9 protein-coding genes, 1 tRNA gene and 1 pseudogene are annotated in these 13,043 nt (G+C 49.5%); 4 read left to right on the forward strand and 7 right to left on the reverse strand.

Going from position 1 to position 13,043, the window contains the following annotated elements; translation table 11 throughout:
- Positions 1–23 precede the first annotated feature (23 nt).
- From crl to proA, 3 genes are all read left to right on the forward strand, one after another.
- Complete coding sequence (crl, locus tag MYB54_RS04670) at positions 24–398, forward strand: sigma factor-binding protein Crl (protein WP_014916395.1); 375 nt, start codon at positions 24–26, stop codon at positions 396–398.
- Positions 399–521: 123 nt separating this feature from the next.
- Positions 522–1,625 carry a glutamate 5-kinase gene (gene proB / locus MYB54_RS04675; protein ID WP_014916394.1) on the forward strand — a complete coding sequence of 368 codons (1,104 nt, stop codon included), beginning with the start codon at positions 522–524 and terminating at the stop codon, positions 1,623–1,625.
- Positions 1,626–1,635: 10 nt separating this feature from the next.
- The gene (proA, locus tag MYB54_RS04680; RefSeq protein WP_248721569.1) at positions 1,636–2,889 is read left to right on the forward strand and encodes a glutamate-5-semialdehyde dehydrogenase; all 1,254 of its coding nucleotides are present in this window, start codon (positions 1,636–1,638) and stop codon (positions 2,887–2,889) included.
- A 308-nt stretch (positions 2,890–3,197) separates the two neighbouring features.
- Here the strand turns inward: proA and MYB54_RS04685 are convergent, their stop codons facing one another.
- On the reverse strand, positions 3,198–3,563 hold the full coding sequence (locus tag MYB54_RS04685) for an ATP synthase subunit B family protein (protein ID WP_014916392.1): 366 nt from the start codon (positions 3,561–3,563) through the stop codon (positions 3,198–3,200).
- A gap of 526 nt (positions 3,564–4,089) precedes the next feature.
- Here MYB54_RS04685 and MYB54_RS04690 point away from each other — a divergent pair.
- Positions 4,090–4,165: transfer RNA gene (locus MYB54_RS04690), tRNA-Thr, on the forward strand.
- 36 nt (positions 4,166–4,201) lie between these two features.
- Here MYB54_RS04690 and MYB54_RS04695 read toward each other — a convergent pair.
- From MYB54_RS04695 to zorA1, 6 genes and pseudogenes are all read right to left on the reverse strand, one after another.
- Positions 4,202–4,433, reverse strand: a pseudogene (locus MYB54_RS04695) (tyrosine-type recombinase/integrase); the annotation flags it as partial.
- A 74-nt stretch (positions 4,434–4,507) separates the two neighbouring features.
- Positions 4,508–4,870 carry a YhfG family protein gene (locus MYB54_RS04700; RefSeq protein ID WP_248721570.1) on the reverse strand — a complete coding sequence of 121 codons (363 nt, stop codon included), beginning with the start codon at positions 4,868–4,870 and terminating at the stop codon, positions 4,508–4,510.
- A 253-nt stretch (positions 4,871–5,123) separates the two neighbouring features.
- Positions 5,124–8,366 carry a type I Zorya anti-phage system protein ZorD gene (gene zorD / locus MYB54_RS04705; protein ID WP_248721571.1) on the reverse strand — a complete coding sequence of 1,081 codons (3,243 nt, stop codon included), beginning with the start codon at positions 8,364–8,366 and terminating at the stop codon, positions 5,124–5,126.
- Complete coding sequence (gene zorC, locus MYB54_RS04710; protein WP_248721572.1) at positions 8,366–10,048, reverse strand: type I Zorya anti-phage system protein ZorC; 1,683 nt, start codon at positions 10,046–10,048, stop codon at positions 8,366–8,368. The genes zorD and zorC overlap by 1 nt, the downstream gene beginning before the upstream one ends.
- Positions 10,045–10,785, reverse strand: coding sequence for a type I Zorya anti-phage system protein ZorB1 (gene zorB1 / locus MYB54_RS04715; protein WP_040033381.1), 741 nt, complete (start codon positions 10,783–10,785; stop codon positions 10,045–10,047). The genes zorC and zorB1 overlap by 4 nt, the downstream gene beginning before the upstream one ends.
- A gap of 13 nt (positions 10,786–10,798) precedes the next feature.
- Positions 10,799–12,988: a type I Zorya anti-phage system protein ZorA1 gene (zorA1, locus tag MYB54_RS04720; RefSeq protein WP_248721573.1), complete on the reverse strand. Its 2,190-nt coding sequence runs from the start codon at positions 12,986–12,988 to the stop codon at positions 10,799–10,801.
- Positions 12,989–13,043 lie beyond the last annotated feature (55 nt).

The following is a 13,043-nucleotide window of genomic DNA, read 5'->3' on the forward strand; positions in this document are numbered from 1 at the left end:
GGTTCAACCAGAGGAGATCGTAGATGATGTTACCGAGTGGACACCCCAAAAGCCGACTCATGAAAAATTTTACGTCGTTGGGGCCTTATATCCGTGAAGCGCAGTGCGAGGATACCGCGTTCTTCTTTGATTGCCTGGCGGTTTGCGTCAATATCAAGCCTGCGCCAGAAAATCGTGAGTTCTGGGGCTGGTGGTTGAATTTGGAAGATACTGGCAAAGGCTTTACCTATGACTATCATTACGGTTTGTTCGATAAACAGGGCAACTGGCGTGAAGAAAAAATCAAGGACAAAGCCGTGATGGAACAGGTGGAAAATGCCAGGAAGGCTTTCCATGTCCGTCTGGAGAAACAGCTGCACTCGCTGGAACCCGTCTGTACCCTCGTCGCACGACCGTGATACTTCCCTGACGATCCCCGATTTATTCGCAGGTTTTCGCGTTGTGCCTGTTGGCATAACGCGTCTGTCCTGCTACAACGTTTTCCTTATTCTTATTTTTTGACATCCAACGGCAGAGAAATTATGAGCGGCAGCCAGACTTTGGTTGTGAAACTGGGCACCAGCGTGCTAACCGGCGGTTCGCGCCGTCTTAACCGTGCCCACATTGTTGAACTGGTGCGCCAGTGTGCGCAGCAACATGCGGCAGGGCATCGGATTGTTATTGTCACCTCAGGGGCGATTGCCGCCGGGCGTGAACATTTGGGTTACCCCGAACTCCCCGCCACGATTGCGACCAAACAACTGCTGGCCGCCGTGGGCCAAAGCCGCCTGATTCAACTGTGGGAACAGCTGTTTTCCATCTACGGTATTCACGTCGGGCAGATGCTGCTGACGCGTGCGGATATGGAAGATCGTGAGCGTTTCCTCAACGCGCGTGACACCATGCGGGCGCTGCTGGATAACAATATCGTTCCGGTCATTAATGAAAACGACGCTGTTGCGACCGCCGAGATCAAGGTCGGTGACAACGACAACCTGTCTGCGCTGGCGGCGATTCTGGCCGATGCTGATAAACTGCTGCTGCTGACCGATCAGGCAGGGCTGTTTACCGCCGATCCGCGTAATAATCCCGATGCGGAGCTGATCCGTGAAGTCACCGGCATCAACGATGCGCTGCGCAGCATTGCGGGTGATAGCGTATCAGGCCTCGGAACGGGCGGTATGTCGACCAAATTACAGGCTGCCGATGTGGCCTGCCGTGCCGGTATCGACGTGGTGATTGCCGCTGGCAGCAAGCCGGGCGTGATTGGCGATGTGATTGCGGATATCTCCGTCGGAACGCGTTTTCATGCGCTCGATGCGCCGCTGGAAAGCCGCAAACACTGGATTTTCGGCGCACCGCCGGCGGGGGAAATCACCGTCGACGACGGCGCGCTCTCGGCGATCCTCGAACGCGGCAGTTCGCTGCTGCCTAAAGGCATCCGCACCGTAGAAGGGAACTTCTCTCGTGGCGAAGTCATCCGCGTGCGTAGTCTGGCGGGCCGCGATGTGGCGCATGCCGTGACGCGCTATAACAGCGATGCACTGCGTATGATTGCCGGACACCATTCTCAACAGATTGCCGAGATTCTTGGCTACGAATATGGTCCGGTGGCTATCCATCGCGACGATATGATTATCAATTAAGGAGTTCGCGATGCTTGAACAAATGGGTAAAGCGGCAAAAGCGGCCTCTTATCAGCTGGCGGTTCTGAGCACGGCGCAAAAAGATCGCGCGCTGCTGACGATTGCGGATTTGCTGGAAGCCGAGAGTGCGACGATTCTGGCGGCTAACGCGCTGGATTTAGCCGATGCACGCCAAAATGGCATGAGCGAGGCGTTGCAGGATCGCTTGCTTTTGACGCAGGAACGGCTGAGCGCGATTGCCAGCGATGTGCGTCAGGTATGTCGTCTGACCGATCCGGTAGGGCAGGTGATTGACGGCAGCATGCTGGATAACGGGCTGAAGCTGGAGCGTCGGCGCGTGCCGCTGGGCGTGGTCGGTGTGATTTATGAAGCGCGCCCGAACGTCACCATTGATGTGGCGTCTCTGTGCCTGAAAACCGGTAACGCGGTGATTCTGCGTGGTGGAAAAGAGACATACCGCACCAACGCGGCGACGGTGAAAGTGATTCAGCAGGCACTGTCGCAGTGCGGCCTGCCTGCTGCTGCGGTACAGGCGATTGAAAGCCCGGATCGTGAGCTGGTTAATCAACTGCTGAAGCTGGATCGCTACGTAGATATGCTGATTCCGCGCGGTGGTGCAGGCTTGCACAAGCTGTGTCGCGAACAATCGACGATCCCTGTCATCACTGGGGGTATTGGCGTTTGTCACATCTATGCTGACGACAGCATCGATTTCGACAAAGCGCTGACCGTCATTGAAAGCGCCAAGGTGCAGCGCCCTAGCGCCTGTAACAGCCTGGAAACGCTGCTGGTCAATCAACGTATTGCCGACCGTTTCCTGCCAGAGTTGAGCAAGAAAATGGCGGCGGCAGGCGTTACGCTCCACGCCAGCCCATCAGCGATGCCTTATCTGACCGGCGGCCCGGCACGCGTCGTTGCGGTGGAAGAAGCCAACTATAACGATGAATGGCTCTCTAACGACCTGAACGTTACGCTGGTGGACGATTTGGATGCGGCGGTTGCCCATATTCGTGAACATGGTACACAGCACTCTGATGCGATTCTGACGCGCTCCTTGAGCAATGCGGAACGCTTCGTGCGTGAAGTGGATTCCTCTGCGGTGTATGTCAACGCCAGCACGCGCTTCACCGACGGCGGTCAGTTTGGTCTGGGCGCGGAAGTGGCGGTCAGTACCCAGAAACTGCATGCGCGCGGCCCAATGGGGCTGGAAGCACTGACCACCTATAAGTGGATTGGTTATGGTGACGATTTGATTCGCGCCTAATCGATGCATAGCTGCGTATATCGAGAGATATGCGCAGCGTTATTTTCATTCTGTTTTATTACTTTTCTCTTTTTGTCTAAATAAGACATCTCATTCCAACTGTGATTTTTTTCTGTGTTATATGTATTTAACGTAAAATGTAATAAAGCAATAGAATTGCAATAAAATAACCGCATCAGAGAAATATCCTCCAATAGTAACAGGCTATGCTTTGTGCGGCGTATTCACAAATACATAACCTGTCTTGCTATCGGAGGATAAAGGGTAATAATGACTTATCCTCTATTACAATGATGCGTTATTTCATATTAACGTTGATGCTTCTCTGCGGCATTGTGGATGGAGTCGGCGGTTTCACGAGCATTCTTTTCCGCGCGGCTGTTAAAATTATCCGCTTTCGATTTGACGTCAGCCCAGCCTTTTTCGGCGTCTTTTCTGGCTTCGGATTCTCGGGATTTCACATCAGCTTTGAAATCATTCGCTTTTTCCCGCGCCTGGGCCCCATGCTCATGCGCCTTGGTTCGTGCTTCTGACGCTTTTTCTCTCGCTTCAGTGCGATCGTGATTGAAGGCCGATTCTGCTGACGCCCGGGCGGAATCCAGATCATTTGCTGCCACCATGCCAATGTAACTGGTTCCCAGAATTAAGCCTAAAAACAGTGGTTTCATATTCATGGTCTATTTCCTCTTACAGCGCTCTATGACTACGCTAACAATAATTTTGTCGTCGACAACGTATTATTGAAAGCTTCACGTTAAGACCGCCTCCTTGTCGTCTTGGTCATTTAAGTAGAGCAAAATAGAAAATAAAAAGAATAGGGAATTATCCTAAACAGTACACTTGGGTTTTGTTATGTATTGCATTTATATCGGAAAGGTAAAAAGATATTTTTATTGTAAATATCATGCTTTATAAAACAGGAATATTTATCTGCAAATAAAACGGTGTTTTCATATGATTAGGGATTGTCTTTCTTGTACTTCACCCGAAGAAGATGGTGGCATAGGAAACATGCTCCGCATACGCGTCCGTTAAGCCGAAAAGCTATAGCCTATAGCGTTATTAGCACGGAAAATTATCAGAACAGCGTGGATGCTGATAAAACCAGCAGACGATCGCCAAACGCTTGACTTGACGTACCATTATCACTAATTTGTCACCCCGTAGTTCACGTCTGGCTCTCGCCACGACGATCTCAAAGCCGATATAGCTCAGTTGGTAGAGCAGCGCATTCGTAATGCGAAGGTCGTAGGTTCGACTCCTATTATCGGCACCATAAAAATCAATAAGTTATCTATATTTTGTGTAAACTTCATTCTTCTTTTGTGCCATATTTGTGTCGTTTGCGTTCTAAAATTGCGTCGATTTTGCTCGCGTGTCCTGTTAGATGACCAGCGGATAAATGCGCATATCCCCGAACCATTTCGATGCTTTCCCAGCCTCCCATTTCTTGTAACACCGATATTGGCACTCTTCACCTGCACTAGCCAGCTTGCCTATGTATGTCTCAGGTCATGGAATCTAAAATCGTCTACCCAAGTGCGAAATAGCGAGGTAGATAGCAGAAACGACAAAACCGGCTCCGGCTAGTTTTTTACGTCAATGCCGAGCTTATTTATCAGGCATAACCACCCGCTTTATACATCGCAATTAGATTTTTTCTCAGTGCTCCCCTTTCCTGTTTGTCAGGGGGAAGTGGCGTATCCTCAACGTTGAATCCCTCAAGGCGCATACTGTCCCGATAGTTTTTGAGTTTCACCTGGTTGTAGTAATCACGCTTTTCTTCCAGCGCCACTATGAGTGAGGGGCGCGTGTTGTTTGGCAACGCTTTTGTGGTGATTTTACGATGTTGTTTAAATATCGACAGATCGATATTTTTCAGTTTCTCGATCAACCTTTCTCCGTCACCAAACACGCTCCATGACGAGATAGACAAGACTTGCCGTTTGCCATTTTTTACGCGTGTAATGCTGATATCCATCGTTGACTGGAGCGTGTTTAACACTTCCTGTACTTTTCTTTCAGAGACACCTGTAGCGGTGACGATAGATTGCGTTAATCTGAAGGCCTGATACGAACAGGCACTATCTTGCACCTCAATATATGAAGGTGGGTCAGGTGCTGAAAGAAAATGAAAACGATGGCATTGTTATCCATCCGCGTAAGAGGGATCACGATGTAACGGTATAAATATTAATGCGTTAGTGCCAAATGTAATAGCTGATATACCTTGTTCATGCTCCTTTGAACACACCTTCGAAATCTACCCCGCTTAAATCCGGGGAAGTGCAAAGCATATCTCTTGCAAGCGCACGCCTGCGGTTGAGCAACACATCTAAAGTTTCCTCAAATGTCGTAATATCGCCGTCCCTTACGGTCGGGTAATACACATACACATCTTTTGTCTGACCGATACGGTAGGCGCGATCAGTTGCCTGATCTTCTTTTGCCGGGTTCCAGCAGCGGGTGAAATGAATAACGTGGTTGGCTTTCTGAACGTTAACCCCAAAACCAACCGCTACCGTGGAAAGAATAATCACGCCAAAGCCGGGTTGGTCCTGGAAATCATCAATCAATCGCTGACGGCTGTTCTGGCTCTGACTTTTAGTGCTGGTATCACCATTAATTATCACCGGGCGGAAGCCAAACCGCTGCTGAATCGCATGCTGTATCTCGCGCTGTAGATCACGCAGCTCAGTGAAGATAATCACCTTGTCTTTACTGCTGTGTTTAATTTCATCCAGCGTTTTCAGCATCCAGTTAAGTTTTGGCGAGCCTTCCCGATAGCGAGGCCCCGGGCTAACCACTGCCGGATGCGCGCAAATGAGTTTGAGTCGATGTAACAACCCTAACACCCCAACGCCCGACTGCTGCATTCCTTCGCTTAGCGCCTGTTGTTGTTGCCAGTTGGCAATAGAGGAAAGATACAGTTGCTTTTGAACTCCTGAAAACGACAGTTGCTTACAGCTGGTGACTTCGATTTTTTGCGGCAGATCGCGCGCTACCTCTTCTTTAGTTCGGCGTAATGTTTGTGGTTCAATCAACGCTCGTAAACTTTCAAGTCGCCCCGTATCACGACCCGCTTCATTTTCTATAGGGCGAACATAGTGCTTGCCAAATTCATTGAGCGCCCCTAATAGACCCGGCTGAGCGAAATCAAATAGGCTCCAAAGGTCTACAAGCGTATTTTCCACCGGTGTGCCGGTGCAGGCTACTTTGAACCTGGCTTGTACGGCATTCGCTGCATGGGTGATTAATGCTGCTGGATTTTTTATTTTTTGAGCTTCGTCGCACACCATAATGGACCAATGCTGACGCGCCAGTGAGAACTCCTGATCGCGAAGGGTTTCGTAAGTTGTCAGAATAATTTTCGCCTCACTCTGCCAGCCGGGTTTGAGTAAATTCTTGATCCCTTGAGACTGTAGATGAGCTGGAATGGCTTGTTTCGGGTATTTCACCGCTTTAATGGTCTCACCATACAATTTCAATACCGGAATACCTGTGGTGTAGAAGAAATTATCCAGCTCACGTTCCCAGTTATCTAAAAGAGAGACCGGGGCGACAATGAGACTTGGTGGTTCGTCTGGGAATTTTTCAATGAACCAGACCAGAAAACTCAGAATTTGCAGCGTTTTCCCTAGTCCCATGTCATCCGCCAGCAGGCAGCCTGCCGTTTCCTGAGGTGAACGAAGGAAAAGTTGCTGAAGCCAGGCCACGCCTTCACGCTGATGGTCTTTGAGTCGGATATGCTCTTTCAGACTCAGAGGAATTTCAGGTTCAGCATGACGTGCATTGAGGAGTGAATCGCGGCGCTGTTTGATGTAGGCCACATCTTCAATGTTCTGTTCAATTTTGAGGACAGCCCGGACTGTTTTATCAACAGCATTGCCCTCAGATTCATTTGCTGTATTTTTCTGTTTTTCCCAGTTCCTACTGAACGTTTTAGCTGCATCCAGCGGTAATTCAGTATCATTCCAGGGGGAGATGATATGCGTTTCGCCAGTAGCTTCTGCCTGGGTGATTCTCTCCTGCAGTTCATCGAAATGCTGCAGGTTATCAGGTTGCCAGCCATCCAGCGTTTCGACCGAAAATGCGGAGAAATCGATATCGTCAGGGAGCCAGTTTTCGCTTTGCGCTTTGCTCAGCCAGCGAGATGATATTTTTTCAAATTCACCGATACCAATAACGCGATCGCCATATTTGTTGATATCCAGAACATCGGTGAACTCTTTACCTTCGACTTCCTGTTGCCAGCGCGTCAGCAGTGACTGGCAATCATGCCACTGCAGTTCGGTGAATTGGCTCAATTCCAGTTCGTAACCCTGCCAGGAACCTGCTGGCATTTGTGCGGCAACGCTGATACCCAGAGCCTGAACAAATTTATCCAACTCCCATGGGGCAGAGAAGAGGAATGACACTTCCGGTTGTGGTACCGGTGAGATTGGCTCCAGAACCAACGCAATATCCTCTATTTTGTTCTCATCATTTACGCGAGGCTGAAGCTTGAAGTGATGGAAGAAAATATGGGCATCAAACAGTGCCTGTTCATGTTCTTCGGGGGCAATAACACTGGCGGCATCTTCACCCAGGAAGGTATAGGGGTTGCGAACAAAGGAAAGCGCTTCACTACCGGCCACCCGACGGCCTGGGATTGAGTGTATTGAATTCAGGACTTCTTTCACTTCGGGGGGGATGATGACATGGCTGAGTTCGCCATTCTCTCCGGGTATACGGTAGCTATCATGAACCTGCAAGTTTTTGTCAAAACTACCGAGCCAGTTAGCTGGCTGGTCCTCGAAGTGGGGCTCAATTTCGATAACGGCAGTATCAGCAACTGTCGCCTTACGCAGGCGTAACGACAATGAAGTTGGTTTGATGACATGCGTTTTTTCTAAATAATCATCAAATTTTGCGGCGGCCTGTTTCGCACATTTGCGAATTACAGCCCATCCCAGTTGATTGGTGGTTTCGCCGGGAGTCTGAGTTTGCTGCATGCTGAGCTGCTCGGTTGCCTGCAAGAGTGCCCAGTTTTCTCGTGACAACAGATGCTGCTGATTTTCATGAGTAAAAATAGCCCCGGTACGGCTAAAGCGGATAGGTTGACGCGCGGGAAGTGTAGCCCATTCAGCAATCCAGACGCGGAAATCACTATCGCTTAGAGCTCCTCGCGAACTCAAACTTGCACGTAGGGGCAAAATCTCAGGCACGCCAATCAAAGGCAGGCTGCTGGCATGTTCCTCGTCTTCCAATAGACGATACAATGTATCCCAACTCAACAACCAGCGGTCTGTTAGTGATATCAGATAGTCTTCTTCAGCCAGTTGTTCAAGCCAGGATGCCAGAGCCCAAAGTTCCAGGTCATCAACCAGCGATTGCTGAAAATTGAGTCCGTTTTCCTCAATTTGGTACTGATTCTTCAGGTGGCGTTCTATCTGCTGACGGTTTCCCGTCAGTTTGTTTAACAAACGTTTCAGCATTATTTGATCCAGTAGCGATGAGGTTCTTTAGTCACAGGGGCGAAACCCAGTCGTAGCAACTCTCTTTCCGTTGTGTCATCCGGAGATTTGAGCTGAACGGAGAGCACACCACCTTTTTGTCGGTTATCGCTGACTATGCATGAGGTGTTTTCAACCAAGCGCTGTATTGCCGTATCCCGCAATGGATTGATGATTTTGATATCAGATACCGAGGCGGGTGAGGGGGCTTTTTTATCAACAAATTTGATGGGCTCTTCAGCCATCCAGCGGATACCCAGTTTGCGCAGTTCATCATCATATTTCAGCATCCAGCCAGTGAGTCGGGCTTTGGTGTAGCCTTCGGCTCGTGGAGTATGTGGAAGACGAAGAACATTACGGTATTTGTCTTTTAATTGGATATTAATATCCAATGAGTGTGACTCTGGGTTAAATGGAGCCTGACCCACTCGGTAGGCATACATCGCGTTCCCCGTCCCTGAAAACTCAACGAAAATGTAATCGTTAATCTGCATGATCATGGCGTTATCGAAACTACGTCCACCGCGCAGATGACTCAGCCGTCCACGATTCTCCTCGCGGAATCTCATAAAATCGCTGCCACGATCTTGCCAGGCATCGGGCCCCATAACAATACGGGTAAATCCCATCTGGTTCGCGAAGCGTAGCCAGTAGTGCAATCGTGCCTGATCAACATCGTCATTCCCGCGTAATAGCTCAAAGAAGTGCATCAGATCTTGCTTTGCCAGCCAGCCCCGTACCATTGCTGCGACGGGTTCAGAAACATACTGATGCCATTTATTCTGTTGGCTTTTCAGTTGCGGGTTATCCCAGTATTCCAGGGCGGCCTGTTTCAGAGCGGAATGTGCTTGATCACGATAAGTAGAATGGTAATAGCGGGTCAGCGTCGCCGTTATGATGTCATCGCGAAAACGTATCCACTGCGTCGCCAGGCCTAATAGCCAACTGATTTTGTCCAGATAATGAGGATCATCCAGAGTATCAAGCTGCGCCAGCAATACGGTGAAAATACGTTTCCACAACCAGCTGCTGTCGGGGATTTGCGCTATTTTTTCTAATGATGATAAAGAGTTGCTCTCGCCGGAAAGTAGCTGATGGGATATCACTCCGCCAGCCTGGGGCGTAAAAATGTCGTGGTAAAACTCAATAGTTTTCATCCATGACTTTTCTCTGCGAATTTCGGTTTTCACTACGAAGTAACCCTGGGCGATATGCCCACGCAGCACACACCAGTGTGGGTTGTTCTCCGGATATTCGTGCCTGTAGGCAAAATAGCTTGAACAGAGTGCTGCCCAGTCCCGGCGTTTCAACGTTTTGGTTTCGAGCCGTCTTTTGATAGCGCTGTTTACCTTCGGGAAAAAATGCTCATCCTCCAGCAATACCGGCTGGTCGGGGGATAGAGGGTCATTATCGGCAAGGCCATAAAACACCATCCGCCACTCACGTTCAGTCAGTTCTTCCGCAAGGCGAAAACGACGCAGGGCTGCCAGTCGCATTTCATGCGGCGGTGTGGGTATCTTCTCTGCTTTATCAAAACGTTTTTCTATATCGAGGGCTGCAGAGGCCAACGCGTGAAAATCATTGCGTAGATAATTATCATCCTGCTGGCAGGAAGACATCTTCGCTGCAATACGCTGCGATAGAGAATTCAGTGCGGGTGTCATTGCGGCATTACCAACTGGCAAACTTCTTTATTCACGACCGGAGGGAAATCCACTTCTTCGGCCCCACCACGTTTATCCTTAAGCCCGAAAAACTGCATGCGCAACTCGACGCGGCGGCTGGCTTCTTTGCTCTCTTTCGCATTATTAAACGAGACACCACCAGCAAGGAAAAGCTTACGAATTTGGAGCTGCTGTTCTGCAGAAATACTTTTTTGCAGAGGACTACGACTATCCAGCAAACTGCACATGACCCATTCAGAGCGCTGAAGGGAGAGATGTAGGTTGTAAAGGTACGAACCATCGGTGTCGGTAAATCCTTCAATGACGATTTGTTTAAACCACTTTTTGCCTTCATCGCTGTCAGATGCCTCCAGTACAAGTGGAACGACATCCTGTAATGCTTTTTGCCCTTCGGCGTTCAGGAAAAAACGATTGTGGTCGAAACGACCTGCCTCACCAAAGCTGATGCGGTTATCGTGGCAATCCACCACGATGGTTTTGTTCACATTACGTGCATGCAGCTCCAGGCGCTCACATAATCTGGTGATATCCTGCCCTCTGACTTTTTCCCCTTGCTCCGCGCGTTGAATACGTTGTGTAACGGAGCTTAGCGACGCGACCATCACCACCAGAAATAGCACCATCATGGCGGTCATCAGATCGGCATAGGAGATCCAGAAGGGTTTCTCTGCTTCATCACCGCGGCGTTTTCTAACACCAAATGCATTTCCAAACATCAGCCGTCACTCCTCAGGCACGAGCGCGTGACAGAACATCGTCAAGCTCACTGACGCTTTCTCCGATCTGTTCGACAGAACCTGCAAGCAGATTAGAGGCTTTGGCCATCTCAACGTCCAGTTTGCCCAGCGTTTTATCCAGGCTGCGCGAAACACCTTCTGAGAAGTCTTCAAAACCTTTTCCGAGCACGTCACTGACATTCTCCATAAAGGTCTGCGCTTCACGGTTATAGCTCTGCAAGCGCTCACCATGCTGCTTGAGGTCGGTAATGAATTGGCTGCGGGTAGTCTGTTCAGACTGAGTATTGGCTGCAAGCAACTCCAGCATGGCAATGGATTTGCTGACGGCTTCCCGATTGTTACGATAATCCGCGACAACGGAAGTGAGTTCGCTGGTGGCAAGGGCGAGCGATGAACCTGCCGATTGTGCTTTATTCAGTACGTCAGCCGTGAGGTGATTGGCTTCCGACACCTTTTCTCCTGCATGCTCAAAGCGCTCGGCCGCAACACGCATCTTGTCCGCGCCGTTTTGCATATCCTGAATCTGTCGGTTGGTTTGTTCTGCGAGTTTATTCAGTGTTTCCGTCGTCCCTTGATGTTGGCTGGCAACGGTTTCAATCAGCTGTTTAATCTGATCGTCTACTTCACTCATCACCCGCTGCGTCTGTTCGTGCAGGGACTGCTGGTTAGCCTGCTGGTTCGCTGATATCTGTTGCTGACCCTTATCTATCTGCCCAAACAGACTGCTCAACTGCTCCCCGAGTGCTTCGACAGAAGCCGCCATTTTTTCCATTGTGGCACTTTGCCCCTGCTGCACGGAATTCTGAATGGCTTCAATAAAGGCGGACATATGTTCTGCCTGGGCTTTTTCTCGCGCTTCGCTGTCGGCGAACATTTTCTCCAGTTGGCGTGCCATACGTTCACCAGCACCTTCGCCTTCAGCGCCAATTTTGGCGACAGAGGACTGTAAGCTGGTGAGCATGTCATTCATGCCCGCCTGCATGGCCTGTTGGCCCGATTTCATTTCAGAGAGCAGTTGTTCAATTAACTGCGCGCTGCCCTGACGGGAATCGTCGCTGACCTGACGCATGTCCTGTAGCAGGGCGGAGAAGCCGCTTTGCATCGTCTGAATCGCACCGACGGTTTGCCCCATCATTTCGTTGAGATTCGTAAACTGCTGACCAAAGGTAGTGTCGAGCTTCGCCATAAATGCAGTCAGTACATCCTGCAGCATGTTCTGTACCATGCCGCTTTGATCGCCGCTGGCGGTCTGAACTGCACCCGCAATTTTATCCAGCGGTGACTTCAGGCTATTTTCGATTGCGCCACTCACTTGGTCGGCAAACTGTGCGCTTGATTCGCGGTAGGTGTTGCTTAATGTATTCGCGAGCCGTTCATTTTCAACTTTCTGGCTTTCGGCGAGATGGAGCAGCATGTCACGAAGATCGGTGACCAGGCTCTCTTTCAGCTGGCGCGCCTGAGTGGCGCTTTCGTTGCTGGACTTCACCAGTGAGGCGAGATATTCCTCTCCCACCCCGCTGATATAAAGCTTGTCGATGGAAGCGGTAAATTTTTCCAGATATTTATAGCATTTCGCCAGAGAGAATTTCTCCAGCCATGTGACAACGATGGACGCAAATATAGCAACTGCAGAGCCAAGGAAAGCGTAAAGCACATCGTGCAGCAGATTATTGACGCTGCTGGCCACTTGCTCCGGTGTGCTGGGGTCAAAATGATTCAGGCCAATCATCAACCCATAGAACGTGCCGATAATCCCCACCCCAGTCAGTATGCCGGGGAGATGCTTAAAGAATTCAGTATTAAGTGGAATATCTACCAGTTGCTGTTCTGAGAAAAAGTTGGCGCTCGGTGCGGTGGCGCGAATTTTCACAATTTTCTCTTCACTGCCAACCAGTTCGCGCTGCGGATGCAAGGAGTCTGCAAATTCATTCCAGGCATGCTTTAGCTCTGGTTGAACAAACAAATTCTTCAGATGCTCTAGTTGATTATCTGGCTCATCATTTTCAATATTATTAATTGACTGTGTATATTTTTTCAGTTGGTTAACAATTTTAACCGACCTGTAGAGATAAAAGAAAATAAAACAGAGAAATGCAACACTGACGAGGCCAATAACGGTTGCTGGCACCATATAGGGTTGCACAGACGTAAGCGCCAATAAAATGGAATTAAGCCAGGGCATAGTTTTACCTGTTTCATATAAAAAAAAGCCAAAGAATAACCATCGACAACATTCT

Origin of the sequence: Pectobacterium nicotianae, assembly GCF_023272715.1 — a bacterium.
GTDB classification, from domain to species: Bacteria; Pseudomonadota; Gammaproteobacteria; order Enterobacterales; family Enterobacteriaceae; genus Pectobacterium; species Pectobacterium brasiliense.

Coding starts and splice junctions, on each gene's coding strand:
- crl (WP_014916395.1), top strand. CDS start 24: ATGATGTTACCGAGTGGACACCCCAAAAGCCGACTCATGAAAAATTTT.
- proB (WP_014916394.1), top strand. CDS start 522: ATGAGCGGCAGCCAGACTTTGGTTGTGAAACTGGGCACCAGCGTGCTA.
- proA (WP_248721569.1), top strand. CDS start 1,636: ATGCTTGAACAAATGGGTAAAGCGGCAAAAGCGGCCTCTTATCAGCTG.
- MYB54_RS04685 (WP_014916392.1), bottom strand. CDS start 3,563: ATGAATATGAAACCACTGTTTTTAGGCTTAATTCTGGGAACCAGTTAC.
- MYB54_RS04700 (WP_248721570.1), bottom strand. CDS start 4,870: ATGGATATCAGCATTACACGCGTAAAAAATGGCAAACGGCAAGTCTTG.
- zorD (WP_248721571.1), bottom strand. CDS start 8,366: ATGCTGAAACGTTTGTTAAACAAACTGACGGGAAACCGTCAGCAGATA.
- zorC (WP_248721572.1), bottom strand. CDS start 10,048: ATGACACCCGCACTGAATTCTCTATCGCAGCGTATTGCAGCGAAGATG.
- zorB1 (WP_040033381.1), bottom strand. CDS start 10,785: ATGTTTGGAAATGCATTTGGTGTTAGAAAACGCCGCGGTGATGAAGCA.
- zorA1 (WP_248721573.1), bottom strand. CDS start 12,988: ATGCCCTGGCTTAATTCCATTTTATTGGCGCTTACGTCTGTGCAACCC.